The following is a 24962-nucleotide window of genomic DNA, read 5'->3' as shown; positions in this document are numbered from 1 at the left end:
CACAAATTGAGTCTATGAGTGAATGCTAATTCACATCCAACCTACCCTCTCCCCAGCATCCTGCCGCGGCTAACTGCAGCCTCATTCCCCCCCCCTGCAAATCCAACATTTCGAGATACAGTCTCAACATATGTGGGTACAGATCTACGATAGAATCTTGCGCAGGCGCCACCACTGATGGCGCCTGCTTTCGCTCCGCACTTCTATCGAGAGACTATCAAAGGCTTGCCCTGAGCGATGTTTCAGGATGCCGCACTGGACGCTTTTAGAGCATCAGCGGTCGATCTGGTCTGACCCACGGCTAGGAGGCTGTCGGATTATGGGGTTCAGGCTATCTCGAGGGCCGCGTTTTGGGTGGACAAAAATTGATTAAGGATATGTTCCAACCGCGTCCGCTGATAGGGTTTGACAAGAAATCCGGAGGCACCTTTACTCAGAGCGGTGCGTACATTGTCCAGCGAACTGTGAGCGCTAAGCATACAGATAAATAGATCCGGAAACTCCTCTCTGAGGATTTCCAGAGCCTCCAAGCCATTTCTTCTCGGCATATCGATATCGAGGAACACCACTTCTGGGCGATAGCGCCCAACCTTCGCCATTGCGATCTCACCATCGTTGGCCCGTAGGATGCGTATGAAACCGATCGCCTTCAGATGATTCTCCAGCGTGTCGAGCATCAATGGCGTGTCATCGGCGATAAGTACCCCGTAGTCCATAGCGGAGGTCACACTCTGTTCGGCCTGAGTGTCATCTTTCTCCTCATCTTCGGCTACGACATAGCCGAAGTCGAGCAGTTCACGATAAAGCTCCTCGTCGTCTATCACCATGCCCGTATTGGCGAGCAATTGACCTTTATTACAATATATTGGCTGTGAGAGGGGTTTTCCAAAACTCAGCAGTGCATCATGCAAACGTTTAAGATTCATCATTCTCTCGATTGTGCAAGTGCTTGTTAATAAGATCCATGACTAGTTCTTGCAGATTCTGAATCAGATAAACAGCCTCCTGGGTAGACTGTCTCGTGGTTTGGAATTCAATATCACCGGCAAGCTGGGTAATACCCGAAAAACCGAACCCACCAGCAACACCCTTCAGCTGGTGGGCCAGCGCCCGGACCTCGTCCCATTCACCCTTGCCACTGTGTGCAATCAACTGTTCAATATTGCCGGGAAGCTCTATTATGAACTTCTCTACCAGCTCGGTAAATTCTGTGTCGCCCATGTCGGGTAGGCTGCCAGGCAGTGCAAATGATGGATTGCCGTCATCTTCCGGAAGATATTTACCTATCACTTCATACAATGCCGGCCAATCAACGGGCTTGCTAAGAAAGTCCGTACAGCCAGCTTCCAGGGCATTGCTACGGTCGCCAATCATGGAATGTGCGGTTAGCGCAACGATAGGTCCAGGATAGAGCGTCTGACGCAACATGCGGGTGGCATCCAATCCCCCCATGATAGGCATCTGAAGATCCATAAGAATTAGATCGAAGGTCTCCCTTAACGCCATCTCAACTGCCTGTTCGCCATTCTCGGCAATCGCGAGTTCGGCCCCCGTCTTACGGACATAAAGTGAGATGAGACGCTGGTTGTAAAGGTTATCCTCAGCCAGCAAAATTTTGCCCTGGACACTGGGCGGCCGCCGACTGCTTCCTGTTCTCTCATCTTCCTGGGGAAGGTCTCTGAATTCATAGAGCAACTTGTCTTCATCAATGTGGCCAGTATCGATAGTCAGTACAAACACACTGCCGGTACCAGGGTGGCTAAGCACCTGAATATCACCGCCAAGACGATGCGCCAAGCGGCGCGAGATATTGAGTCCCAGGCCCGTTCCGCCGAAGCGCCGAGCCACCGTGGAATCAGCCTGTACAAAAGGCTCGAAGATACGTTCGACCTGTTCCTGAGTCATACCGATGCCCGAGTCGAAAACGGTCACTAGCAGTTTTCTAGAAGGGACATCGCAACTGATGATCACACGTAGATCACCATGCTCGGTGAACTTCATCGCATTGTTACAGAGATTGTAGAGAATCTGTCGCAGCCGGGTGGGATCGGTGAGAATCGTGGAGGGCAAAGGTGGTACGTAGTGGATACCGAAGCCAAGATTTCTTTGCTCCACCTGGGCCTTGATGCTACTGACAAACTTTGTCAGCTGGCCAATAAGATTGATCTCGATCTCTTCAATCTCAAGACGGTCGGCCTCAATCTTCGAGAGGTCCAGGATATCGTCGATCAGCACCCGCAGGTGCTGGCCGTTGGCAATGATGGCGCCAATCGACTCTATCCGCTCTTCCATGCTCTGCCCACTCTCAAATGTCGACTCGGCAAAGCCGATGATGGCGGTCAGGGGCGTGCGGATTTCGTGGCTCATATTGGCAAGAAATTCGCTTTTCGCCAGGTTGGCGGCTTCGGCTCTCTCAAGGGCATGTTCCAGTTTCTCACGCAGACACACGTCTTCGGTGACATCACTACAGGTGCCAACAATGCGCACTGCCATGCCACTTTCGTCACGAATGGCGATCCAGCGGTTGCGATGCCAACGGTAACTCCCGTCGTGGTGCATGACCCGGATAGTCTCTTCATACTCAGGCCGCTTACCGTCTAGGTAGTCCTCTAGATCCATCATCGCCTGGGAGAGATCCTCCGGATGAACCCTGGATGTCCAGGTCTCGAGACTGTTTTCCAGTTCGTGAGCCTCAAAGCCAAGCATCATCTTCCAGCGTGGAGATATGTAAACCTTACCGGTGCGGATGTTCCAGTCCCAGATGCCCTCATTGGCAGCCTGGACAGCAAGTTCGAAGCGCTCCTCACTGTCCCGCAACTTGCGTTCAACCTCTTTACGGACAGAGATATCATGGAAAGAGATCACGCTGCCGACCATCACCCCCCCATGAACGACTGCTCTGGCGGTGATCCGTACGGGTATAGCGTTGTTTTCCTTCGCCAGAAACACCTCACTTTCGGATTGGTACTCCTCAGCACGATGGGTTGTGGAGAGGATGGGACAGTCTGCTATGTCGTGCGCTGAATCCTCCCCGCCCTTGTTATGTACGACATCGTGAAACACCAAGCCCAACACTTCCTCTTGTGAGTAATCAAGAAGCTCAAGAGCGGCGGGATTGCAATAATTCACCACGCCTGACCGATCCAGTATCACAATACCCTCACCGACAGATGTCAGGATATCAGCGACGCCCTCACAAAGGATTTTTTCGAGCAAATCATCCGTCGGTATGGATGAGTGGGTGGCAGTTCTGGGTTTTCTGTTCATGCGCGTTTTCCCGAACCGAGCTATCGAATGCTTTCATACCAATAATCACTAAGGAGCCTCTGCATGAATCTGGGCGAGTGGGATTGTGAGGCCAGCTTTTTCGATGCAAGGTGGAAATCGCAGGGTTGCTCAACAACATCCTGTCACCACAACACTTGCACACCCCTGTGCGGTGTAATGGCTGATCTATCGCCAAGCTTATGCCTACAAAAAATACCTTTGGGGCACAAACGAAGCAGCTGTGGAGTTTTGGCCACAAGGCTATCATCCATAATTCATTCAGCGCTTCCATGTGTCTCGGCACAAAGAATATGAATCTTTAGCCTTGATAGGAAAAGAAGGTGGCCCACCTTTTTTAGAGGTGCTTGGCTGGACCAAGCAAAACAAGGTTAGTCAGATGTACGCCAAAGCAGACAAACGACTCATGAGCAAAGGAGATCATGAGGGAATCCTCAGGATCATTCGTGGCTACACGCCGCACCTACATCGGCACCTACGCCTCCTGCAATATTCAACTTGAATATAAGGTTTTTTCTTCCACCTATGGAATTTTTCTCTGGAATCTCTTAGCCTCATGCGGGTCCTGCAGAATCTGCAGGCAGGAGGACTACCATCAGAGCAAGGGCGGAGAGACCCATGAGCAAGAATAAATCTTTTAAAATCAAGGTACTGTCAATTACCTGCGGAGTGACAGCAGCCTTCTCGGCACAACAAGTAGCGGCATCTGGATTTGCGGTTCCCGAGCTCAGCGTAGCCGGTCTTGCCACATCCAACGCGATGGTCGCCAATCACAAGGAGTTGGGTGCCCTGCCCTACAATCCGTCCGCCATGGCCTTTCATGAAGGCAGCTCTGTCAGCTTCGGCGCCCTACTGATCAAACCCGGCCTCAGTGTCACCACCGGCAACGGAACCTTCGACAGTGATGGCAATGGCCTGGTGGCAGTGCCCTCGATCAGCGCACACCATACCCTGACAGAAAACTGGAGTATCGGCCTGGCCGTCAACGCCCCGTTCGGGCTGGAGACCGATTGGTCTAGCTCGACCTTCATCCAGTCTGCGCAAAACCCAGGCGGTTATGCTCCTGGAACCTCGATGCCGACCCGTTCCAAGCTTGAAATCGTCGATTTCAGCCCGGCCCTCGCCTACAAACTCAACGACAATGCTAGTCTCGCCGCAGGCGTTGACCTCTACTGGCTGAAGAAGGTGATCTTCAACAGCAAGGTAAACGACGGTGCCAGCTTCCCCGATGTCACGCTAGAGGGCGACGGCAGGGGCGTCGGTTTCCACTTGAGTGGACTCTATGTCGCCGGCGACTGGAGTTTTGGCGGCAGTTACCACACCTCCTCCGATATCCCGGTCGATGGTCAAATCCAGTCCCCAACCGGCAACTCGGACGCCAATACCAGTCTGGAGATGCCATCAAGACTGCAGCTAGGCATCCGCCACCAGACCACCAAAAAGCTGGCGCTGGAATTCGATTTCACGCGTACCGGCTGGAGCTCTTTCGACGCCACCATCGTCAAGGACAGCACCTATAGCACCACCCTGATGACCAGCGAGAACAAATGGAAAGACGTCAACGCCTATCGCATCGGCGGTACCTATGATCTCACCCAGGCAACCCAGCTGCGTGCCGGCTATACCTTCGACGAGACCCCACAGGGCGATGAGCGTTTTAGCGTACGGGTACCCGATGCGGACCGCCACCTGTTCAGTGTTGGTGTGGGACACAATTTTGACAACGATTGGTCGCTCGATGTTGGTTATATGTATGTGAAATTCGACGAGCGCACTCTCAACCAGCCCGCCCCAACCGGAACCGAATTGAACGGCACCAGCGTGGTTAACGGCACCTACGATTCCGATGTACACCTGTTTGGCATCAGCATCAACCGCGTCTTCATGTAGATCATCTTCAGACCACGGCCCGGGCTGCTGCCCGGGTTTCTTCATCCATAAAAAAAAAGCGCCGCCCCTTGTGGGGACGGCGCTTGGGCTGCTCAAAACAACGGATCAGATGTAGAGGCAGACATCGCTTTCGCCGGCAAACTCAAAGAATCGCGCCGCGCCAGCGTACTCGACACCATCGATAAACTCAGCGGTATCAAGCTCGAACAGATCAACAGTCATCTGGCAGGCGATCAGCCTCACCTCGGCCTCTTGGCAGAGCTCACGCAGCTCTTCCAGACTGGCAACACCCTTGTCTGCCATCTTCTTTTTCATCATGCTGGTCATCATGCCCTGCATACCGGGCAGTGTCAGACCCAGTACTGGGAACCATTTGTCCATACCCATCGGCATCGGCATACCGGGATTGCCGAGCGGGGTGACTTCCAGCTGCAGATCCTTCTTCAGAAGCTGCAGACCGTAGAAGGTAAAGAAGATCTCAGTATCGTAACCGAGGGCGGATGCGGTCGAGGCCAGGATGAAGGGCGGGTAGGCCCAGTCCAAGGAACCCTTGGTCGCAATGATGGCTAACTTCTTTTCGTCCATCGATGTCTCTCCTCGTTATGGAGTATCTGGATGGTGATCGAGAGGTCAGGACTTCTTGATCAGGAACTCGAACTTGCCGCCGACTTCCTTGGATTCCATCAGCTCATTACCAGTCTGGTTGGAGAAGGCCTCGAAGTCCTTCACAGAACCCGGGTCGGTAGCGATGATGTGCAGCACTTTACCGGCTTCCATACCGGCCAGGGCCTTTTTTGCACGCAGGATCGGCAGAGGGCAGTTCAGTCCGCTTGCATCCAGTTCTTGATCGAAGTCAGCCATGGTAGGACCTCCAGAATATGATTCTATTCGAAATGTATGAAATAACGGGAGCTAGTTTATATGCGAAGCGCTAATGAAACGCAAGAAAAAAAGCGTCTCCCGACTCCGCCCAACCTCCTGTCAGATGGCGATATCCGCCTCGATCAGCCCGCCATACGGGCAGCGATCTCATAACCTGAACGGGCCCATCCCAGGATGCCGCCGCGCAGGTTAATGACGTTGGTAAAGCCCTGCTGGGCAAGATAGGCGCAGGCATGATGGGAGCGAGCGCCGCTGTGACAGTAAAGAACAACATCCTTATCCTTGGGGATGTCATTGATCTTTATTGGGATCAGATGCATTGCCATATGCTCTGAGTTCGGCAACATGCCTTGCGCTACCTCACCAGCACTGCGAATATCGAGCAACTGGAGTTCTTCACCATTGGAAAGACGGGTCTGCAGATCGGAAGCATCGATTTCCTGAACTATCACAATAAAAATCCTATTGAATAACCGAGCGCATTAGTATATTAATGTTTCTGCATATTTCAACCCCCCAGCGACACGGGCTACTGCACACTGCGACCTTGCACCGCACAACCAAGCCGAACGAACGCCATCTGTCATCTTCCTGACCAACAAAACAATCGGTTGTATTTATGGACTTTTTCCCAATTTTTATCGATATCCGCGAACAACCCTGCCTGATCGCTGGTGGCGGCCAGGTCGCTGAACGCAAGGTTTCTGCACTGCTTAAATCCAGTGCCAAGGTAGCCGTGGTCTCCCCCCAACTCACCGCAAACCTGGAATCTCTCGCCGCAGACGGCGCCATCACTCACCGTGCGCGAGAGTTCGAGCCGGCGGACATCGATGAATGCCGCCTGGTAATCGCCGCCACGGATGACCCCGACGTCAACCGCCAGATCGCCGAGTTGGCTGAGGCACAGCGCATCCCAGTCAATGTGGTCGACCAGCCCGAGCTGTGCCGCTTTATCATGCCCTCGGTGATCGACCGTTCGCCGGTAGTCGCAGCGATCTCCACCGGCGGCGCCTCGCCGGTACTGGCACGCCTAATTCGCTCCCGGCTTGAATCACTGATCCCGGCCGGCTACGGTCGCCTGGCGGCCTTCTGCAGCCAGTTTCGCGATCAAGTCAAAACGACCTTCCACAAGCCTAGCGACCGCCGCATCTTCTGGGAGCGAGCACTGCAGGGCGGCGTCGCGGAACGGGTCTTCTCCGGACATGCCGACGAGGCCGAACATCTGTTAGAGCAGGCGCTCGAAAAGGCCCGACCTAGCGACGAGATGGGTGAAGTCTATCTGGTTGGAGCTGGCCCAGGTGACCCTGACCTGCTCACCTTCCGCGCCCTGCGCCTGATGCAGCAGGCGGATGTGGTGGTGTTTGACCGGCTGGTGGCGCAACCGATCCTGGAGATGACCCGTCAGGACGCGGAACGGGTCTATGTCGGCAAGGAGCGGGACAGACACGCCATGCGCCAGGAGGAGATCAACAAGCTGCTGGCGAAACTGGCAAAACAGGGCAAGCGGGTGGTGCGATTGAAGGGCGGTGACCCGTTCATCTTTGGCCGCGGAGGAGAGGAGATCGACACCCTGGCCGCCGAGGGAGTGCCGTTCCAGGTGGTGCCCGGCGTCACCGCGGCGGCTGGTTGCGCCTCCTACGCCGGCATCCCCCTGACCCATCGCGACTATGCCCAGTCGGTCACCTTTGTCACCGGCCATCTGAAGGATGGCAGCATCAACCTCAACTGGGAGATGCTCGCGCAACCGCACCAGACGGTGGTCTTCTATATGGGACTGATGGGACTACCGGTAATCCGTGAACAGCTACAGGCCCACGGGGTGCCAGCGGATATGCCGATTGCCCTGGTGCAGCAGGGCACCACCCATAAACAACGGGTCTTCACCGGCACCCTGGCCAACATCCTGGAGATCGTGGAACGGGAACAACCGAAGCCGCCGACCCTGATCATTGTCGGCCGGGTGGTGGAGCTGCAGGAGAAGCTCTCCTGGTATCAGGCTCCACCGCGCTCAGAACAGGGTGCCACCTCGCCAATCGACTTCTGAGAAGCTCAGGGGCGCACAAGCTGCGCCCCTGCAAGTTTCCAACTCGCTTCTACGCCGGCGCTCAAAAGAGCTACTTTGGGCTGAGCTGATCCTCTCTCACCCTTGAGGTGAAATAGTCATCCGCCGCCTCGATATCAACCGGCTCGCCCGCCACATCCAGCAGGGGCTGTTCATAGTCGTTCCAGCCGCGCAGACCGGTCTTCAACGAGACCACATTCTCATAGCCCAACACCATCAAGGAGAAGGCTGCCAGCACGCTACGATAACCGGAGCGGCAAACCACCACCACCTCACGCTGACGCGCCCGCACCAGCTCCGGGATGGTCTCCTCATAATCCCATTCACAGGCCGATTCGAGGATGCCGCGGGGGACGCAGAGCGAGCCCTCAATATGCATCGCATCGTACTCGTAGGGCTCACGCACATCGACCACCAACAACTCCGGGTTAGCCTGCAGTCGCTCTTCCAGATCCCAGGGCATGATCTCTCCCACATCGGTGAGACAATCGCTGATCAGTTGCAGAAATTTTTTCATTAGATTCTTCTCGGACTCGTTAGGGAGCTTCTGAATGGATCTGGGCGAAGCAGATTGGGATTCCGGACCCAAGATGCGAGACCAGGATTCGTTCAGAGGCTCCTTAGCTACTACAAAACGAACAGGGCCATTTGGCCGCAGCCGCCACTGCGCCGCCATGATAATTCACAGCCTCAGCCACGCAGACAGAAATTCTGCTCCACCGCGATCACCGCCGCCTCCACCCGGGAGTGCACGTCGAGTTTGCGCAGGATCGCCTTCACATGCAGCTTCACAGTGCCATCGGAGATCCCCAGATTGCGTGCGATCACCTTGTTGCTCTGTCCCTCCGCCAGATGGCAGAGGATTTCCCGTTCCCGTGGCGTCAGATCCGCCAGAGAGTGGTGACTCTCCTTCTCCTGGCTCTGCTCACCCCCCTGTACAGCTTTCGCCAAGATGCTGGTCAGCTCTTTTGCGACCACCGAGTTGCCCTGAACGATCTCCTGTAGGGCATCGATCAATTCGTCCGGCTCCATATCCTTGAGCAGATACCCCTGGGCACCATTCTGCAGCGAGTCGATCACATCCTTCTCCTCGCGGCTGGTGGTGAGCATCGCAATCGGCATATTCGCCTCGCTCTGACGCAACTGCTTAAGCATCTCGATGCCGTTCATATTTGGCATGCGCATGTCGAGCAGCACCACATCCGGCCGCTCCTCCAACACCAGTTCGACACCCTGCAGGCAGTCCCCCACCGCATAGACCTCGATACCACGGCGCTCAAGCAGCTCCTGCAGGCCGATGCGAAACAGCGCATGGTCGTCGATCAACATTACCCGCATCTAATCCACCTCTACAGACCGGGGCGTCGTCTCGGCACGATGGATGGTTAGTTCCACCCGTGTGCCCTCCCCCGGCTCACTTTCAATATTGAGTCGCCCACCGACCCGGCGCGCCCGCTCCTCCATGATCGAGAGGCCGATATGCTCGCCCGGATTGCCCTCCGAGGTAGTCTCTTCAAAACCGACACCATCGTCCTCCACCAGCAGCAGGTAGTCACCCTTGCCACGACAGCGCACCAGCACCCGCACGGTATGCGCCTGGGCATGTTTGCGGATATTCGCCAGCGACTCCTGCACGATGCGCAGCGCCTGCAGCTCCTGACTGCTGTTCATATTGATTTTGCGGCAATCTTGCTGAAAAAAAGTCGCGATGCCGGTCTCCTGCTGAAACCGCTCCACCAACTTCTCCAGCGCCGCCAGCAACCCCCCCTGATCGACCCGGGCGCGAAAGCTGTTGATCAGCTCACGCAGCTCCATATGCGCCTCGTCGAGACCGTTGCGAATCCGCTGCACCTCCTGCTGAGCCTCGCCCATCTGCCCCGGCTTCTCCAGAGTCTCCTCCAACATCCGCACCTGAAAGCGCAGACTGGCGAGGGTCTGGGCCAGCGAGTCATGCAGTTCATGGGCCAGGGTGGTGCGCTCTTCGACCACCGAGAGACGCCGCGCCTCCTTGTCGGAACGGTGTTTCGCCACCGCCATGCCGAGGTGACTGCCCACCGTGTTGAGGATATCCAGCACATCCTCACGGCCATCATAGATGCCGGGGCGCTTCACATAGATATGGTAGAAACCAAGCACGTCGCCATGGTACCAGAGTGGCACCGAAACCCGTTCCACCTGCTCCACACTAAAAACACGTCGACCATTTCGCCGTGAACATTCGCGCGGATCGTTAGGGCAGATGATATCCCCCGGCACCAGCGCCTTGCCGCACTGGCAGAACCGCACCGGCAGCAGTGCCTCTTCACTCATCAGCCGGTCATTCTGATCGAGGCTGCCGACCAGGCGCACCTGCTCATCACTCCCCACCAGATGCACAGTGGCGGAGCGGCCGTTGAGCATCCCCTTCAGCACCCGCAGAAACTGCAGCAGCAGCTCATCCACATTCTCCGACTGGTTAATGCTGGCGGAAACGTCATAGAGCAGCTGCAGCGAGGTGGTCTTCTGCGCCAATCGCGCGGTCTGCCGCGCCACCCTGACCTGCATATCCTCGTAGATATCGGTCAACTCCTCGCTAAGGCTGTCGATATCCCGCGCCATCGCGCTCAACACCCCGCTCTTCTCCGGCGGATGGGGCGTGATCACCGGCTCGCCCTGGCAGACCTGGGTGACAGTCTCCTCGAGCAGCGACAGCGGTAGCAGCAGCTGGGTACGCAGCCGCTCCATGGTGACGATCAGCATCACCACCGCCAGCGACACCGCAATCACCAACAGCGGCATGTTCAGCTTGGCATTACCGACATTCAGGTAGAGCAGGATCGCCAATACCAGGGCGGCCAGTAGCGCCAGTGTCAGTACCGAGGCCGGCAGCAGTAGGTGGCCCGACACCAGGATGCGCAGGCTGGGCCACTGTTCGCCGTCGCTCGTCAGGCTGCCGGGGCGGGCTCGATCAGCGCCGGCCACATCTCTCTCCAGTGTCGTCATGGCGCAGATGCTAGCACGATTCCTCACCGTTTAAGTCAGCATCCCGCAGCCACTGTTCGAGCCGTTGCAGGCGCCGCTGGCGTAACGCCTGGCCCAGCTCCGCTCCCTGCAAGCCTGTCGCCTGCAACTGCCGCGCATCGACCTCAGCCAGCGCCCGGCAGGCCAGCTCAATCTGTGGTGCGAGGCGCTGCATCGGCCCAGGCCAGAGCGCCTTGGCCGCCGCCACGAAGCCCGCCAATCGATGCGGCTGCTGTTGCGATTTCAGGCCAGAGACGGTATTGAGTAACGCCTCAGGCGCAGCTGCCAGAAACCCACCACGATCCGCCTGCTGCAGTTGCCGCAGCAGATCTGCATAGGCACGACCAGCCCGCAGCTGGCGCACCAGCGTCTGCACATCACCACCCGGCCCCAGCAGCGGATAGAAGAGCGCGGCGAAGCGAACATGGCTCTCCGTACTGATCCCGGTGGCCCGCTTCAGCGCAGCAAACTTATCAGCCTCACTCTGCTTAGCGTGACCAGCCGGCGAGCCCAGCGCAGTGTCCAACTCGGGCAGCAACCGCTGCAGCGCACCACAGCGCTGCAACACCTCGAAGAAGCGCCAAGGTTGGAGCTCGGCCAGGGACTTCTCCATCTCCCTCCAGATCCGCTCCGGCTTGAGGCTGAGCAGATCGTCACTGGCCGCCATCTGCTGCAGCAGCCGATGGGTGGAGTGGGCGACTCGAAAGCCCCAGCGCCCCAGCTTGGCGGCAAACCGGGCCAGCCGCAGCAGCCGTACCGGGTCTTCGATAAAGGCATCGCTGATATGGCGCAACCGGCCGTTTTCCAGATCATCACGTCCGTGGAGGGGATCGATCAGCCGCCCCTGCTGATCCAGCGCCATCGCATTGATGGTCAGATCACGCCGTCGCAGATCGGCCTCCAGGGTCACATCGGGACCGGCCTGCACCGCAAACCCCTTGTAGCCAGCACCGGTCTTAGTCTCGGTGCGGGCCAGCGCGAACTCCTCACCACTGTCGGGATGGAGGAACACCGGGAACTCGCTGTCGGCGCGACAAAAACCGGCCGCCAGCATCCTCGTCTCATCGCCCCCCACCACCACCCAGTCGCGCTCATGAACCGGCAATTCTAGCAGCTGATCACGCACCGCACCGCCGACCAGGTAGACCTGGGCGCCATCGATCTGCGGCCAGTCGCTCACGACTCCCGCTCCTGTTGCTGCAGCAACCACATCTGTTGATAGCGCCCTTGCCGCTCCAGCAACTCACGGTGGGTGCCCTGTTCGATCACCCTGCCCTGGTCCATCACCAGGATACGGTCAGCGTCGACCACGGTGGAGAGGCGGTGGGCGATCACCAGGGTCGTGTGGTGGCGCGCCACCTCTTTGAGGGTCTGCTGAATCGCCTGCTCGGTCTTGCTGTCGAGGGACGAGGTGGCCTCGTCGAAAATCAGGATCTGCGGCCGCTTCAGCATCGCCCGGGCAATCGCCACCCGCTGCTTCTCACCGCCGGAGAGCTTCAACCCACGCTCCCCCACTCGTGTGTCGTAGCCGTCGGGCAGCGACTCGATGAACTCGGCGATATGGGCCAGTCGCGCCGCCTCTTCGATCTCCTCACGGCTGGCATCGGGGCGGCCATAGGCGAGGTTGTAGAGGATCGACTCATTGAACAGCACGCTGTCCTGAGGCACCACGCCAATCGCCTGGTGTAGCGACTCCTGGGTCAGCGAACGCAGATCCTGGCCATCCACCAGCACCCGCCCACTGGTGACATCGTAGAAGCGGAACAGCAGCCGCGACAAGGTCGACTTGCCGGCGCCACTGTGGCCCACCACCGCCAGTTTCTCGCCTGGGCGGATGGTGAAGTCGATCTGGTGCAGGATCGGCCGCTCCGGCTGGTAGTAGAAGTCGACCTGTTCGAAGCGCACCTCGCCGCCCTTCGGCACTAGCGGCCGGGCATCCGGAGCGTCGGTGATCTCGGGTTCACGCTCCAGCAGCTTGAAGATCAGATCCATGTCGGCCAGCGAGTATTTGATCTGGCGGTAGACCATGCCCAAAAAATTCAGCGGGATGAAGAGCTGCAGCAGCAAGGCGTTGACCAGCACCAGATCACCAATGCTCATCTCTCCTGTGACCACGCCGTCAACCGCGAGGATCATGATCAGGGTGACACCGATGGCGATGATGCCGCCCTGACCGAAGTTGAGCAGCGACATCGAGGTCTGGCTCTTCACCGCATTCTCTTCCCACTCTGAGAGGGTGGTGTCGAAACGATCCAGCTCCAGCCGTTCGTTGCCGAAATACTTCACCGTCTCGTAGTTAATCAGACTGTCGAAGGCTTGGGTGTTTGCCTGGGAGTCGAGCCGGTTCATGGCGTGGCGGAACTCCATGCGCCACTCAGTGATCGCCAGAGTGAAGCCGATGTAGACCGCCACCGCGCCGAAGGTGACGAGGGAGAAGATGATGTCGTACTGGCTCAGCAATATCGCCGCCACCAGGGAGAACTCCACCAACATCGGCAGGATGCTGAACACCATGTAGTTGAGGATCGAACTGACCGAGCGGGTGCCGCGCTCCAGATCACGGCTGATGGCACCGGTCTGGCGCTCCAGGTGGAAACGCAGCGAGAGCTCGTGCAGATGGCTCAGCACCCGGTTCGAGAGACGCCGCATCGCCCGGTAGCGCACCCGCGCGAAGATCGCGTCGCGCAACTCGTTGAACAGCGAACTGGAGAGGCGCAACGCGCCGTAGGCGAGCAGCAAGCTGAGCGGCAGCAGCAGCATCGCTTTATCACTCTGCTCCAGGATATCGACAATCTCTTTCAGCAGCAGCGGGATACCCACGTTGGCCATCTTCGCCAGCACCAGGCAGGCCAGGGCGAACAGTGCCCGACCGCGGTACTCCCAGAGAAACGGCAGCATATTTCTAAGGTTGTGGAGGTCCCGCCGGTCGCTGTGGACCCGGGAGTCGGCCATGATGTGTGACATGCTAGAATGCGTCGGTGAAAAAGCGGGATTCTATCGAAATCAGGCGGCTTTGCGCAGAATTCCGTTCAATCCCCAGGGTTGGCCTCGCGCCAGCCCCGTTATATGTAGGCAATTTTTCTGGCTGAAGAGTGATGAGCAACGAGTGTAGTTATAACGAGCTTTACCCCCTACAGGTGCTGGACGACAGCATGGAGCCGGAGTTTCCGGAAAAGTGCATCATCGTCATCGAGCCTGCCGAAGTCTGCGCCACTGGCGCCTACATCATCGCCGAGGTGGATGGCGAACGCTGGTTCCGCCAGTACATCTCGGAAGGCGAAGGCAAAAAACGCCTGGTGGCGCTGAAACCGGGCTATCCCGAGATCGACCTGCAGGGCAGCGAATTCAAAATCCTCGGCGTGATCGTACAGCGCAACCTGCGTCGTAAGATCAAACACTACTCCCCCTATGTGCCAGACAACGGCACCCCGCAACCCAGCAGCCTGAACTGATCCCCACCGCCATGTGCCTGCAGCGACAGCCTCTCTGCTTCCTGCTGCTGACAACGATACTGCTGTCGGGCTGCCAGAATCCCTTCTCGGGCGGGCAGCAGGCAGCAAGCGTAAAGCAGAAGAAGCGCCCACCCAGCGCCCACCTGGTGGTGGTCGAACGGGTGGAGAGACGTCCCAGCACCATCCACCAGCAGCGCAGCGGCACGCTGCGGGCACGGCAGCGGGTACGCATCTTCAACCAAGAGGAGGGACGCATCACCCAACTGCCCCTGTTCGAGGGCGACCGGGTAAAAAAGGGCCGCCTACTGGCCCGACTGGAGGATGACCTGCTCAAGGCCGAACTGGACAAGGCCCGCGCCACCACCCGCCAGGCCCAGGTCAACCTGAAGCGCATCCAGCGTCTGGTGCAGCACAAGGCCACCTCAGAGGATGAGCTGGCCAGGGCCAAGACCGAGCTGGAGGTAGCCGAGGCGGAGCAAAGCCTGCTCGAAACCCGCATCAGCCACACCGTCATCAAGGCCCCCTTCAGCGGCACCATCAGCCAACGGCTGGTAGAACCGGGGGACGTGGTGCCACGCCACACTCATCTACTGACCCTGATCGACCTCAACTCCCTGATCACCGAGATCCTGGTCTCCGATCTGCTGATCCCGCAGCTGAAGATCAACGACCCGGTGCAGGTCAGCATCGACGGTCTGGGGCCCACCCTGCACAGCGGCAGAATTTTGCGCATCCATCCGGAGCTGGACCCGAAAAGCCGCATGGGCCGGGTGGAGATCCTGCTCACGCCCAACCCCAAGGGGGCACGCCCCGGCCAGCTCTGCCGGGTCACCCTCAGCAGCACCCAGCAGGAACGCCTCAGCGTCCCCTTCACCGCACTGCAGCGTGACACCCAAGGCGAATATCTGTTTCGCGTCGATAGCCAGCAACGGGCAGAGCGGGTGACGGTAAAGAGCGGCCTCCACCTGGCCAGCCGGATCGAGATCAGCCAAGGGATCGAACCCGGCGACCAGGTCATCATCAAAGGCTTTCTCAACCTGCGTGACGGCAGCAAAATAAAGGTGGTGGAGGCTCCCTAAGCAGGCTCCGCAAGATAATAGTCCGCAAATGACGCAAAAAAACGCGAATGTTATGTAAAGCTGATTACGCCACTTCAGCCCGTTGTCAGAAATTATTGTTCGCGTTCATGTGCATTTTTTGCGGACTGAATCCCGGCCTTGATCGATATCTATGCTAACCCGACTTCTCCCGCCACGGCAGCGCCAGTGAACTATTCTAAAAGTGGAAGCCGCAGCACGGCATATGTTGGTCCTGACTGAAGGGGAGAAGCATCATGGATATCAACCTGGCTGACATCACCATCCATGTCGATGAGACGCTGGATGAGAACGGGCAAAAGCAGCTGGAGTCTGCATTTCGCGAACGTGAGGGGGTAGTCTCCGTCCACCACGAAAACAATCGCCCTCACCTCTTCATCCTTGAATATAATCCCGAAAAAGTCAGTGGCAGAGATCTGCTCAGCATTACCCATTTTCAGGGACTGCATGGCGAGCTAGTTGGGCTCTAAGACCTCTCTTTTGCAAAGGGAATAACATCATCCACAGGTTGAGCGGCAGCCACACTGCCGCTACTATCCCTGTGGCTGCAGGCACCCCTGCGTCAACCCGAGGCCCAGGTACAATTCCACAGGGCCGCTGCTTGCAATCCCAACAATCCCGGAGAGTCCCGCATGAAGCGTGTTACCGTCGTCGGCAGTGGTTTTGCCGCCCTCACCGCTATTCGCAAGCTGCGCAGCAGCGGCATGGAGATGGAGATCACCCTGGTGGCTCCCAAGGCAGAGTTTCACTACCTACCGGGGATCATCTGGATTCCCAGCGGTATCCGTCAGCCGGAAGATCTGATCGTCCCCCTCAACCCCTTCTTCCAGCGCATGCGGGTCAAGCACCACGCCGCTGAGGCGATCGGCCTGAAGGATGGTGGTCGTACCCTGATCACCAGCGATGGCGAGATCGAGAACGACGGTCTGATCCTCTGCTCAGGCGGCCGCTTTATCAAAAAGCTGCCGGGCATCGAGAACGCCATCACCCCCTGCGAGGGCATTGATGCCGCAGTGCGGATCCGCGAGCGCCTGAAAGCGATGCAGGGCGGCACCATCGCTATCGGCTTTGCCGGCAACCCCAAGGAGCCGAGTGCGATGCGCGGCGGCCCGATGTTTGAGTTCCTGTTCGGCATCGACCGTCAGCTGCGCCTGGAGAAACGCCGCGACAAATTCAATCTGATCTTCTTCACTCCAGCCGAAAACCCCGGTCAGCGCCTCGGCCCCAAGGCGGTAGAGGGGCTGGTGCGCGAGATGAAGCTGCGTGACATCGAGACCCACTTGGGGCAGAAGATGAAGCAGTTCACCACGACCAACGTGATCACCGAGGGCGGTGCCTTTCACGCCGATCTGATCCTCTTCATGCCAGGCATGACCGGCAATCTGTGGTTCGACAACACCGAACTGCCACGCTCCTCTGGCGGGCTGATCAAAGCTGATCTCCAGTGCCGGGTGGAGGGAATGCCGCAGGTCTATGTAGCGGGTGACTCCGGCAGCTTCCCCGGTCCCGAGTGGATGCCAAAACAGGCACACATGGCGGATCTGCAGGCGGAGGCGGCAGCCGCCAACCTGGTCGCTGAATTCAAGGGGCATGAACCGACACAAACCTTCAAGGTGGAACTGGTCTGCATCATCGACAGCCAAACTACCGGCATGCTGGTGGCACGCACCCAAAAACACAATATCGTGATGCCGAGCATGCGCCTGTTCCACTGGCTGAAACGTTTCTTCGAATGGTGGTATCTACGCAAATATCGTTAATTCACCGCTGCCGGCAATCAACTGCTGCTGACAGCCTGGATCACGCCCTAGCTAAGAATCTGATTCCTAAAGGGTATTTGTCCATTGGAATGGATATAATGCCCACATGAGCAGCATGGAATCACAACACCGGGCTCCGATACCGTTCGAGCAGGAAGAGCATAAGAGCGAGCTCTATATCAACCGAGTGCGCCTCTGGCTCACTCTGCTCTATATCGGGGCAGCTGTGGGCATCCGTCAGGAGATTCCCGCCCACTCTTTCCAAATGATCCTGTTTGGCTCTCTGATCAACCTGCTGTATGCCGGTGTGATCCATCTGCAGCTGCAGAAGGGCCCTATGGTCTGGTGGCTACGCTATGTCTCAATTTCCACCGATATTCTTCTGCTCTCGCTAGTAATCTTCGCGTTTGGCGGCTATCGCACCCTCAAGACCGAGGCATTTCTGCTCTACTTCATCTGGATCGGCCTCTCCACACTACGCTTCTCGCCCCGCCTGACCCTGGCCTCCGGAGCATTTGCCGTGGCCGCCTACAGTTTCGTCACCCTCGTCACCATCAGTAGCGGCAGCGTCCAGCTCGGTTCTATCACTGAGGCCTTCACCACCAATTCCGTGAGTGGCAGCAACAGCCTGCTGCGCATCGCCTTCCTTGCCTTCTTTGTGCTGCTCGCCAGTTATATCTCCAAGCGCTACCGCAGCATTGTCGAGCGAGCCATCGTCTCGGGACTGGAGGAGGAACGCAGCCTGCGGCTGATCTACACTCTTGACCGCCTGCGCGCCACCCAGAAAGAGCTGGCCCAGCGAAACCGGGAGCTAGCCCATCTTTCGGAGGTTGATGCCCTCACCCAGCTCTACAACCGGCGCAAGATCGACCTGATCCTGCAACAGATGGCGCTGCAGAGCCGCAAGAGCAACACCGAACTCTGCGTGATACTGCTCGACATCGACCACTTCAAGTCGGTCAACGACCAACATGGTCATCAGATGGGCGATAAGGTGATCCGGGCTGTCGCCAGCCAACTGCGCAACGGACTGCGCGGCAACGACGAGGTGGGACGCTGGGGTGGCGAAGAGTTTCTCATCATCTGCCCCGAGACCAACAAGCATGACGGCATGGCCCTCAGTGAGCGGCTGCGCCAGCGCATCGAGGCACACGAGTTCCCAACCGGCGAGCCGCTGACCTGCAGTTTCGGCGTAACCTGCCTGCTCTCCGATGACAACTCCGACAGCCTGATGAAGCGGGTCGACGACGCGCTCTACCAAGCCAAAGAGAACGGTCGCAACCAGGTTGCGTTTATCTGACCCAATCTATTCGCGCCGCATGCGGCGCGAATCAACATCAACCAGCCCGTGCGCCAATCAATCGATAGACCGCCGGGATCAAAAGCAGCGTCACCAGGGTCGAAAAAGAGAGCCCGGAAACGATCGTCACCGCCAGCGGCTGCAGCATCTCCGCCCCCTCCCCCAGGGCCAGAGCCAGCGGCAACATGCCTGCCACCGTGGTCAGTGTGGTCATCAGGATCGGCCGCAGCCGCAATCGCGCTGCCTCAACGATCGCTGCATCCAACGCCACCCCCTGCTGCAGCTGCAGGCTAATATACTCCACCAGCACGATCGCGTTGTTGACCACGATCCCCGCCAGCATGATCAACCCCAGCCAGACCGGCATCGAGAGCGATAACTCGCTCCACTGCAGCCCCAACACCACACCAATCAACGCAAACGGCACGCTCAACATAATCACCAGCGGGTTGCGCAGCGACTCATACTGCACCGCCATCACCACAAACACGAGAAACAGCGCCAGCCCCAGCAACAACTGCCCCATCTCACGTCCCTCCCTCAGCTGCTCCAGACCACCACCGTCGTAGATACGGTACCCCGCCGGCAGCTCGAACCCTTCCAGCGCCTTGTCGACACACTGCATCGCCTGCTCGAGTGAGACTCCTTTGCCCAGCGAGGCACTAATCTCCACCACTCGCCGCTGTTGATCGCGGTGGATCGACGAGGGTGCCGGAAGCAGCTCGATCTGCGCCAGTTCACCAAGCCGCAGCGGCACCCGCGGCTCGCTACGACTGAAGATAATGATCGACTCCACATCAGCGGGGTTGGCAATCTCGTCACGACTCAGGCGCAACCGCACATCCACGCTCCGATCCCCTTGCAGGAATTCAGTCACCTTAATCCCGCCGAGGGCGAGCTGCAGATAGCGCCCCACATCCTCCACGCTGAGACCAAACCGCGCGGCCCGCTCGCGATCGACCCGCACTGAGATCTCCTGGCTCACATCCTCACTGGAGTGGCTCAGGTTGCTCAAGCCTTCCACCTCCCGCAGCCGCACCACCAGCTGCTCGGCCAGCCGCGCCAGGGTCTCGAGATCCGGGCCCTGCAGACGCAGATCCACATCATCCTCGCCCCGATTCAGGCGGATACCGCGAATCCCCCGCACCCGCATATAGAGCCGCACCCCCGGCAGCTGCAACTTTTTTACCGCCTTTTTCATACGCGCGACCCAGGCGCGGCTGTCGATGCCGCGCTGACGGATCGGCTTCAACGTCAGCTGCAGACTGGCACGATTTGCGGCCTGATACTGGGAGCGGCCAAACACCGAGCCGCCCGACTGGGTGAAGATCGTCTCCACCTCCGGCTGCTCGCTGAACAGGGTTTCAAGACGCCGCACGATGCGATCCATATTCGGCAGGTTAATGCCGCGATCGGCAGTCACGCTGACATAGATGCGCCCCTCATCCATGTTCGGCAGAAACACCTGACGCCCCTGACTCAGCAGCGGCCAGATCAGCGCCAGCGCGGCGATGAACAGCAGCGGCAGTAGCCAAGGGACCCTCAGCAGCTGTCGTACCAGCCAGCCGTATCCCGCCTGCAGGCCTTCGAAGAACCGGTTCACGCCACGCCGCAGCAACGCCTCACGCCGCGCCGGGATGCGCCCGGCCAGCGCCGGCACCAGGGTCAGGGCAACCATCAGCGAGGCGACAATCGCTGCTGAGATAGTGAAGATCAGCTCACGAAACAGCAGCCCCACCAGCCCGCCGATAAACAGAAACGGCAGTACCGCAGCCAGATTGGTGGTGGTGGCGGCGACGATGGCGCTGTTGACCTCCGACGCCGCCCGCCCCGAACTCTCGGCAACAGAGAGCGTTTCATCCCCCCGCCGTTCACGTTGATGGCGGTAGATGTTCTCCAGCATCACGATAGTGCTGTCCACCAGCATGCCGATGCCCAGCGCCAGGCCGCCCAGGGTCATGATGTTGAGGGTCAAACCCGCCGACGACATCAGGATGAAGGTCACCAGGATCGCAATCGGGATCGCGCTGCCGATGATCAGGGTGCGGCGCAGGCTGCCGAGAAAAAGATAGACCACCAACATCGCCAGCAGTCCACCGATCGCCGCCGAGTTGAGCGCATTGCTCAGGGCACGGCGGATGTAACGGGCCTGGTCGTCCACCGCGCGGATCTCGATATCCTCCGGGATCAGCCCCTTGTGCTCCAGCTCAGCGAGCCTGGCCAGCACCCCATCGACCACCTCGATGGTGTTCGCCTGGGGCTGTTTCTGGATCGACAGCTTTACCCCTGGCTGCTGGTTGAGACGAATGCGCAGAGTCTCATCCTCTGCCCCATCCACCACCTGCGCCACCTCGCTCAAGTAGATCAGGCTTTCGCTCTGGTCGGCGCCGAACGTGCGCAACGGCAGTTGGGCGATCTCCTCCACCGAACGGAAGCGCCCGGCGGTACGGCCGCTGATCTCTCCCTGAGGCATCATCAGCCGCCCACCCGGGGTGTCCTGGTTGGCCGCCTGCAGCGCCGCTTCCAGATCAAGCAACTGCAGATCGAGCCCGGCAAGACGGATCTGATCGGGGATCACCTGGATCTGCCGCACCCGCCCGCCACCAACCTCTGCCGCCGCCACCCCCGGCAGAGTCAGAAACCACTTGCCCAAGTCGTAATCGGCCCAGCTGCGCAGTTCCACCGCATCGCGCAGGGTGGAGCTGACCACAAACTCCGCCACCGGCCGCTGCGAGGGGTCACGCTTGTAGATTACCGGCGCTTCAATGCTATCGGGCAGGAAACGCTTGGCCCGGTCGAGGCGAGTGGAGGCGTCGCGCAGCGCCTGGTCGATATCGGTGCCATAGGCGAAGGAGAGATCCACCGCACTGCGCCCCTCACTAGTGCGCGACTGGATGTGGATCGCATCCTCAGTGATCGCCAGCTGTTCCTCCAGCTGACGGGTGACCCGATCCTCCATGATGCTCGCCGGCACGCCAGGATCGAGCACCCGCACCCGCACATCCGGGTAGATGATATGCGGCAGTAAATCCACCCCTAGGCGTCCCAACGCAAAGACCCCGAGCACCATCACCGCCAGGGTGATCATCACCACCCCGATCGGGTGGCGAATCGACCAGGCAGCCAGCCCGCCACCGATGTTCTTTGTCATGAAAAATGCCCCGCTCTCAGCACCAGCCAGATTCAAAGCAGATCATAATGCCGCAAATGAACGCCAATAGACGCACATTCAGATGTATGAAGCTCAGGGTCGGAGTCAATTGCGGCAAATGGATCTGTATTTTCCCACAATCTCAACGCAATCGACTCCGCCCCTTGATGAACCTCGCATATTCGCATTAGCCAGGCATCTTGCCTATGCTCCAGCAGATGAGTTGCCACTTTGATATCTACCATCCGCTCCGTCCGACGGACCTGAGCTGGCACATCAGAAGACCCTGATGCAGCGTATTCTGATGCTTTGCGCCAACCATCCCCGGTGGGCGCTCGCCACACTGCTGATCCTCTCGCTGCTGGCGGCAACCCAGCTGCAGCAAGTTCAGGTGCATATCTCGGCGGAGGAGCTGCTGCTGCTCGATGATCCGGAGCGGGACTACTACGAGCAGATCAGCGCACAGTTCGGCGACGAGAAGATCGTGCTGCTCTATCTGCGGGATGCTGAGCTGATGGCGCCGAAAAAGCTGCGGGCTCTGCAACAGGTGATCGGCACGATCAAGGCGCTGCCTTTCGTCGATCGGGTGGAGAGCCTGTTCTCGGTCCCTTACCTGAAGAGCGTCGATGGCTATCTCAACAAAGACCCCTACCTAGCCAAATTGCCGAAGGATCTCACCGCAGGCAGGACGTTGGAAAAGCAGGCGCTCACCGACCCCTTCATCAAACATGTACTGCTCTCCGATGACGGCCAAGTGATGACCGCAGCGATCGTCCTGAAGGAGGCGGTCAGCGGCCTCGATGATCTTCGCATCACCACATCGATCGACCAGCTGACCAGGCCGCTGTCAGGCCACTACGCGCAGTTTTTCACCATCGGCTACCCTTATGTACGCACCGCCATAACGCGGCAGATCCAGCAGGAACAGACCGACCTCTTCCCCATCGCCATCGCCGCCCTGCTGATCGCCCTGTTTCTGCTGCTGCGCCAGTTTGTCGATATCCTCACCCCAATCCTCACTGCCGGCATCAGCATCCTCTGGACTCTGGGCTTGATGGGGCTCAGCGGCATCCCCCTCAATGTGGTGACATCGATCGTGCCGATCCTGCTGATCATTGTCGGCTCCACCGAGGATATCCACCTGCTCTCCGAGTTCCGCCACGGCCAGCGCCAGGGCATGACGACCCAGGTCGCCATCCAGCACATGGCGCGCAAGATGGGGCGCACGGTGCTGCTCACCTTCGTCACCACCTACGTCGGTTTTCTCTCGGTGGGCTTGAGCCGCATCGAGGTGCTCTGGCAGTTCGGCATCCTCGCCTCCACCGGGCTGTTGTTTAACTTCATCGCCACCATCATGCTGATCCCTGCCCTACTGTCGCTTGCCGGACGCTGGCAACTGGACGGCAAATCGCGCTTCGTCCAGGCCAAGCCGGGCAGGCTGGCAGACGCCTATTGGCGGGGATTGCAGCGCTACCGCTGGCTCATTCTGCTGGTTCTGTTCACCATCACCCTGGTTGCCGCCCTGGGCGTACCCGCCATCCAGGTCAACCACAGCACCATCGAAAGCCTTGGCCGGGATTCGGCCGTGCGGCAGCAAGTGGAGGCAGTGAATAGTGATCTGGCCGGGCTTGAGAACTTCTCCATCATCCTCGACTCCGGCATCCAGGACACCTTCCTCAAGGTCCGTTATCTGGAGGAGATCGTTGAGATACAGCAGTTTATCGACAGCCAGGGGATCTCCCGCTCTACCACCTCATTCGCCAACTACCTGTCGATCCTCAATCGCGCCTTTCAGGAGTTGGATGAGGCCGAGTTGCCGGAGTCGGACGATGTGGTGAACGAACTGATGATCTTTCTCGACCACAAGCATGTGCATGCCTACGTCTCCGAGGACTACAGTCGGGTACGCATCCTGGTCCGGCACGCCGCCGACTCGACCCGCGAACTGCAGTCCTTCGTCAATGCCCTGCAGGGATTCATCGACCAGCAGCTCGATCCCGGTCTGCAGGCGCACATCACCGGCTCCTCGGTACTCACCCTCTCAGCCACCCGATCCATGATCAATGGACAGTTGCAGTCGATCTTGCTGCTGCTGTTCTTCTTTGTGCTGATCATCTCGGTGCTCTTCACCGATCTGCGGGTCGGCCTGCTAGCCGCCCTGCCCAACGCCTTCCCGGTGGTGGTGCTGTTCGGCGTGATGGGTTTTGCCGGCATTCCCCTCAACATCGGTACCACCATGGCGGCAGCCATCGCCATCGGCATCGCGGTGGACGATACCCTCCACTTCATGCTGCGCTACAACCAGGAGCTGCGCTCATCCCGCCATCAGGCATTGGCGATGCACGCCACGCTGGCCAACGAAGCGCTGCCGGTGGTCTCCACCTCAGTGGCGCTAATTGCCGGCTTCCTGGTCTTTACCCTGTCTGATTTTCAGCCCATCGCGTTCTTCGGGCTGTTGAGCGCACTGGTCATCGCCACCGCTCTGATCGCCGATTTCGTCATCACGCCACTGGTGATCTCTTCCCTGCGACTGGTCAGCCTGTGGGATCTGCTCTCAGCTCAACTGCGTCAGGAGGTCATCCCGCAGAGTGTACTGTTCCGGGAGATGCGGCCCTGGCAAATCCGTCGCTTCATCCTCGCCAGCACCGTGACTGAGTACGCCGCAGGAGAGCAGGTGTTCAAACCCGGCGACAAAAGCCATGCCATGTATCTGGTAATGCAGGGTGCGGTGGAGGTAAGCATGCCGGGCAGAGAGAACTCGGAAAAGAGACTGGTCGTCAATCATTTTGCCCCCGGCAAATTGTTCGGTGATATCGCTCTGCTCGCCGACGAACCGCGCAAGACCCAGGCGGTGGCTCTGGAGAAGAGCAGCCTCCGCAGTGTCACCCTACTCCATCCGTTTATAGGCAGCCGCCTCTTCTACAACCTCGCCACCGATGTCAGCTGCCGCTGGGTCACATTCATAGACAAGATCAATCCACCAACATCCACTGACACGGTCCCAGCAAAGCGAGGGGATAGAAATGTTGCTGGCCCGGAACACGAGAGGCAGAATGGAATCCAATAAGGTGATTCGATGAAAC

19 protein-coding genes are annotated in these 24962 nt (G+C 58.7%); 8 read left to right on the top strand and 11 right to left on the bottom strand.

Annotated features, from left to right (window positions below; genetic code table 11):
• Positions 1 to 326 precede the first annotated feature (326 nt).
• The gene (locus tag Ga0074115_RS02765) at positions 327 to 926 is read right to left on the bottom strand and encodes a response regulator transcription factor (RefSeq protein ID WP_232432871.1); all 600 of its coding nucleotides are present in this window, start codon (positions 924 to 926) and stop codon (positions 327 to 329) included.
• Positions 916 to 3267, bottom strand: coding sequence for a PAS domain-containing hybrid sensor histidine kinase/response regulator (locus Ga0074115_RS02760; protein ID WP_057955980.1), 2352 nt, complete (start codon positions 3265 to 3267; stop codon positions 916 to 918). The genes Ga0074115_RS02765 and Ga0074115_RS02760 overlap by 11 nt, the downstream gene beginning before the upstream one ends.
• 636 nt (positions 3268 to 3903) lie before the next feature.
• Here Ga0074115_RS02760 and Ga0074115_RS02755 point away from each other — a divergent pair.
• Entirely contained in the window at positions 3904 to 5175 is a 1272-nt protein-coding gene (locus Ga0074115_RS02755) for an OmpP1/FadL family transporter (protein WP_060528182.1), read from the top strand.
• Positions 5176 to 5280: 105 nt separating this feature from the next.
• Here the strand turns inward: Ga0074115_RS02755 and dsrE2 are convergent, their stop codons facing one another.
• The 3 genes from dsrE2 to Ga0074115_RS02740 all read right to left on the bottom strand — a co-directional run bounded on the left by dsrE2 (position 5281) and on the right by Ga0074115_RS02740 (position 6509).
• Complete coding sequence (gene dsrE2, locus Ga0074115_RS02750; protein ID WP_057955979.1) at positions 5281 to 5760, bottom strand: sulfur carrier protein DsrE2; 480 nt, start codon at positions 5758 to 5760, stop codon at positions 5281 to 5283.
• Positions 5761 to 5805: 45 nt separating this feature from the next.
• Positions 5806 to 6036, bottom strand: a complete 231-nt coding sequence (locus tag Ga0074115_RS02745) for a sulfurtransferase TusA family protein (protein WP_057955988.1) — start codon at positions 6034 to 6036, stop codon at positions 5806 to 5808.
• Positions 6037 to 6179: 143 nt separating this feature from the next.
• The gene (locus tag Ga0074115_RS02740; protein ID WP_005960772.1) at positions 6180 to 6509 is read right to left on the bottom strand and encodes a rhodanese-like domain-containing protein; all 330 of its coding nucleotides are present in this window, start codon (positions 6507 to 6509) and stop codon (positions 6180 to 6182) included.
• A gap of 167 nt (positions 6510 to 6676) precedes the next feature.
• Here Ga0074115_RS02740 and cysG point away from each other — a divergent pair, with 167 nt between their 5' ends.
• Positions 6677 to 8101 carry a siroheme synthase CysG gene (cysG, locus tag Ga0074115_RS02735; RefSeq protein WP_057955978.1) on the top strand — a complete coding sequence of 475 codons (1425 nt, stop codon included), beginning with the start codon at positions 6677 to 6679 and terminating at the stop codon, positions 8099 to 8101.
• Between the two features lie 70 nt (positions 8102 to 8171).
• On the opposite strand, the gene Ga0074115_RS02730 is transcribed toward cysG, so the two are convergent.
• From Ga0074115_RS02730 to Ga0074115_RS02710, 5 genes are all read right to left on the bottom strand, one after another.
• The gene (locus Ga0074115_RS02730; protein ID WP_057955977.1) at positions 8172 to 8636 is read right to left on the bottom strand and encodes a rhodanese-like domain-containing protein; all 465 of its coding nucleotides are present in this window, start codon (positions 8634 to 8636) and stop codon (positions 8172 to 8174) included.
• A 173-nt stretch (positions 8637 to 8809) separates the two neighbouring features.
• Positions 8810 to 9457, bottom strand: a complete 648-nt coding sequence (locus Ga0074115_RS02725; RefSeq protein WP_005960775.1) for a response regulator — start codon at positions 9455 to 9457, stop codon at positions 8810 to 8812.
• Complete coding sequence (locus tag Ga0074115_RS02720; RefSeq protein ID WP_060528181.1) at positions 9458 to 11101, bottom strand: ATP-binding protein; 1644 nt, start codon at positions 11099 to 11101, stop codon at positions 9458 to 9460. It abuts the gene before it with no gap.
• A 10-nt stretch (positions 11102 to 11111) separates the two neighbouring features.
• The gene (locus tag Ga0074115_RS02715) at positions 11112 to 12299 is read right to left on the bottom strand and encodes a tRNA nucleotidyltransferase/poly(A) polymerase-related protein (protein WP_232432870.1); all 1188 of its coding nucleotides are present in this window, start codon (positions 12297 to 12299) and stop codon (positions 11112 to 11114) included.
• Positions 12296 to 14083: an ABCB family ABC transporter ATP-binding protein/permease gene (locus tag Ga0074115_RS02710; RefSeq protein ID WP_057955975.1), complete on the bottom strand. Its 1788-nt coding sequence runs from the start codon at positions 14081 to 14083 to the stop codon at positions 12296 to 12298. Before Ga0074115_RS02710 ends, Ga0074115_RS02715 begins: the two co-directional genes overlap by 4 nt.
• A gap of 131 nt (positions 14084 to 14214) precedes the next feature.
• Here Ga0074115_RS02710 and Ga0074115_RS02705 point away from each other — a divergent pair, with 131 nt between their 5' ends.
• From Ga0074115_RS02705 to Ga0074115_RS02685, 5 genes are all read left to right on the top strand, one after another.
• Positions 14215 to 14571: a S24 family peptidase gene (locus Ga0074115_RS02705; protein ID WP_006475339.1), complete on the top strand. Its 357-nt coding sequence runs from the start codon at positions 14215 to 14217 to the stop codon at positions 14569 to 14571.
• An 11-nt stretch (positions 14572 to 14582) separates the two neighbouring features.
• Positions 14583 to 15650: an efflux RND transporter periplasmic adaptor subunit gene (locus tag Ga0074115_RS02700; protein ID WP_057955974.1), complete on the top strand. Its 1068-nt coding sequence runs from the start codon at positions 14583 to 14585 to the stop codon at positions 15648 to 15650.
• Positions 15651 to 15904: 254 nt separating this feature from the next.
• Positions 15905 to 16138 (top strand): hypothetical protein, encoded by a 234-nt coding sequence (locus Ga0074115_RS02695; protein WP_057955973.1) that lies wholly within the window; start codon positions 15905 to 15907, stop codon positions 16136 to 16138.
• A 162-nt stretch (positions 16139 to 16300) separates the two neighbouring features.
• Positions 16301 to 17428, top strand: coding sequence for an NAD(P)/FAD-dependent oxidoreductase (locus Ga0074115_RS02690; protein WP_057955972.1), 1128 nt, complete (start codon positions 16301 to 16303; stop codon positions 17426 to 17428).
• A gap of 115 nt (positions 17429 to 17543) precedes the next feature.
• Positions 17544 to 18728: a GGDEF domain-containing protein gene (locus Ga0074115_RS02685; protein ID WP_232432869.1), complete on the top strand. Its 1185-nt coding sequence runs from the start codon at positions 17544 to 17546 to the stop codon at positions 18726 to 18728.
• A gap of 37 nt (positions 18729 to 18765) precedes the next feature.
• On the opposite strand, the gene Ga0074115_RS02680 is transcribed toward Ga0074115_RS02685, so the two are convergent.
• On the bottom strand, positions 18766 to 21879 hold the full coding sequence (locus Ga0074115_RS02680) for an efflux RND transporter permease subunit (protein ID WP_232432868.1): 3114 nt from the start codon (positions 21877 to 21879) through the stop codon (positions 18766 to 18768).
• Between the two features lie 289 nt (positions 21880 to 22168).
• On the opposite strand from Ga0074115_RS02680, the gene Ga0074115_RS15630 reads away from it, so the two are divergent.
• On the top strand, positions 22169 to 24946 hold the full coding sequence (locus Ga0074115_RS15630; RefSeq protein ID WP_082626806.1) for an MMPL family transporter: 2778 nt from the start codon (positions 22169 to 22171) through the stop codon (positions 24944 to 24946).
• Positions 24947 to 24962: the final 16 nt, after the last annotated feature.

The sequence above is a fragment of the endosymbiont of Ridgeia piscesae genome (assembly GCF_001443665.1).
Taxonomy (GTDB): domain Bacteria; phylum Pseudomonadota; class Gammaproteobacteria; order Chromatiales; family Chromatiaceae; genus Endoriftia; species Endoriftia persephonae.
Note: the sequence above shows the minus strand (reverse complement) of the source record. Positions and strands in the feature narration are given on the sequence as shown.

What these genes read in the sequence shown, in the direction of transcription:
- Ga0074115_RS02765 (WP_232432871.1), bottom strand. Translation starts at nt 926, where the DNA reads ATGAATCTTAAACGTTTGCATGATGCACTGCTGAGTTTTGGAAAACCC.
- Ga0074115_RS02760 (WP_057955980.1), bottom strand. Translation starts at nt 3,267, where the DNA reads ATGAACAGAAAACCCAGAACTGCCACCCACTCATCCATACCGACGGAT.
- Ga0074115_RS02755 (WP_060528182.1), top strand. Translation starts at nt 3,904, where the DNA reads ATGAGCAAGAATAAATCTTTTAAAATCAAGGTACTGTCAATTACCTGC.
- dsrE2 (WP_057955979.1), bottom strand. Translation starts at nt 5,760, where the DNA reads ATGGACGAAAAGAAGTTAGCCATCATTGCGACCAAGGGTTCCTTGGAC.
- Ga0074115_RS02745 (WP_057955988.1), bottom strand. Translation starts at nt 6,036, where the DNA reads ATGGCTGACTTCGATCAAGAACTGGATGCAAGCGGACTGAACTGCCCT.
- cysG (WP_057955978.1), top strand. Translation starts at nt 6,677, where the DNA reads ATGGACTTTTTCCCAATTTTTATCGATATCCGCGAACAACCCTGCCTG.
- Ga0074115_RS02730 (WP_057955977.1), bottom strand. Translation starts at nt 8,636, where the DNA reads ATGAAAAAATTTCTGCAACTGATCAGCGATTGTCTCACCGATGTGGGA.
- Ga0074115_RS02725 (WP_005960775.1), bottom strand. Translation starts at nt 9,457, where the DNA reads ATGCGGGTAATGTTGATCGACGACCATGCGCTGTTTCGCATCGGCCTG.
- Ga0074115_RS02720 (WP_060528181.1), bottom strand. Translation starts at nt 11,101, where the DNA reads ATGACGACACTGGAGAGAGATGTGGCCGGCGCTGATCGAGCCCGCCCC.
- Ga0074115_RS02710 (WP_057955975.1), bottom strand. Translation starts at nt 14,083, where the DNA reads ATGTCACACATCATGGCCGACTCCCGGGTCCACAGCGACCGGCGGGAC.
- Ga0074115_RS02705 (WP_006475339.1), top strand. Translation starts at nt 14,215, where the DNA reads ATGAGCAACGAGTGTAGTTATAACGAGCTTTACCCCCTACAGGTGCTG.
- Ga0074115_RS02700 (WP_057955974.1), top strand. Translation starts at nt 14,583, where the DNA reads ATGTGCCTGCAGCGACAGCCTCTCTGCTTCCTGCTGCTGACAACGATA.
- Ga0074115_RS02695 (WP_057955973.1), top strand. Translation starts at nt 15,905, where the DNA reads ATGGATATCAACCTGGCTGACATCACCATCCATGTCGATGAGACGCTG.
- Ga0074115_RS02690 (WP_057955972.1), top strand. Translation starts at nt 16,301, where the DNA reads ATGAAGCGTGTTACCGTCGTCGGCAGTGGTTTTGCCGCCCTCACCGCT.
- Ga0074115_RS02685 (WP_232432869.1), top strand. Translation starts at nt 17,544, where the DNA reads ATGGAATCACAACACCGGGCTCCGATACCGTTCGAGCAGGAAGAGCAT.
- Ga0074115_RS02680 (WP_232432868.1), bottom strand. Translation starts at nt 21,879, where the DNA reads ATGACAAAGAACATCGGTGGCGGGCTGGCTGCCTGGTCGATTCGCCAC.
- Ga0074115_RS15630 (WP_082626806.1), top strand. Translation starts at nt 22,169, where the DNA reads ATGCAGCGTATTCTGATGCTTTGCGCCAACCATCCCCGGTGGGCGCTC.